Genomic DNA, 1,153 nt, shown 5'->3' with positions numbered 1-1,153 from the left:
TCCCAGGTCACTCCTTCGTCATCCGAGGTGAAGCGGCCGATCGTCCCGCCGCGGCCACGGCAGTCGCCCGGCGCCCCGCCCGCCGCGTCGCTCTCCCCGTACACGAGGAACGCCTCGAGCGAGCCGTCCTCGCACACGCGCAGCGCGCCTGAGTCGAAGAAGTGGTCGGCGGAGGTGATCTCCGATGAGCGCCACGCGGCGCCGTCCCATCGCAGCAGCCGCCACGAGAACGCTCGTGGGCCCGCGCCGAAGCCGGTGAGCGCGAGCACGAGCGGCCTGCCGGCGGCGTCGGTCTTCACGGACACCTCGTTGGCCCAGTCGGAGCCGGTGTCGAGGATGCGGCAGTGCGCGTCCGCCTCGGCGCGGTCCACCGGGAGCGTCAGCGGCGTGCCGTCGGCCGCGGCCCAGGAGCCGTCCGGCGCGCGGCGCATGTGGTAGACGTCGTGCCTCGCAAACCCCCACTGCTCGTACTCCGCGACGCTGACCCGCACGAACGCCGCGTGCACCGTGCCGTCGGGCGCGTTCCGGAAATCCGCGTACCAGCGGTTCTCCTGGTCCGCCTTCAGGACGGCGCGCGGCGCCGAGAACGTCGTGCACTCTCCCGATGCGTTCCGCTCGAACCAGTCGTAGCCGCGTCCTCGGTGATACAGCAGCACCTCTCCGCCGCCCATCTCGAGCGGCTGGGGATAGGTGGCGGCGGTGTCGACGACCGACAGCGAAGACCACGAGTCCAGCCGGGCGGTGCCGGGGGCGACGGAGTGCCCGAGCGGCCCGTTGTGCGCGCCGTGGAGCGCATGCAGGCGCCCGAGCGAGTCGCGGAACAACGCCGGGGCGCCGTGCGCGTCGAGGCTGAGCAGGTTCGTTCCGACGCGGTACGGGCCGTCCCACGCATCGTTCGCCGCATCGTACGAGCAGACGTACGGGTCGAACCCGACGCCCTGATAGGCGATGACGGTGGTCCCATCGACGTCGATCGCCGTCGGGTGCAGCGCCATCTCCGAGAGGATGGCCTCCTGCGCCGCGTGTCCGTCGAAGAAGCCGACGACCGCGGCGGACGCCGGCGCCGCCGCGGTGGCGGTCAGCAGGCAGGTGAGCGCGGCGGTCAGGATGCGGCGGGGCATGTGCGACAGCATACACGGGGCACGGCGAGGGC

1 protein-coding gene is annotated in these 1,153 nt (G+C 72.7%); it reads right to left on the bottom strand.

From position 1 onward, the window contains the following. A partial coding sequence (locus tag FDZ70_11100; GenBank protein ID TLM65452.1) for a hypothetical protein occupies positions 1 to 1,133 on the bottom strand: 1,133 nt, incomplete at its 3' end. Positions 1,134 to 1,153: the final 20 nt, after the last annotated feature.

The organism is Actinomycetota bacterium (genome assembly GCA_005774595.1).
GTDB lineage: Bacteria > Actinomycetota > Coriobacteriia > Anaerosomatales > D1FN1-002 > D1FN1-002.
The sequence above is the reverse complement of the archived record's forward strand: the minus strand, read 5'-3'. Positions and strand labels throughout refer to the sequence as shown.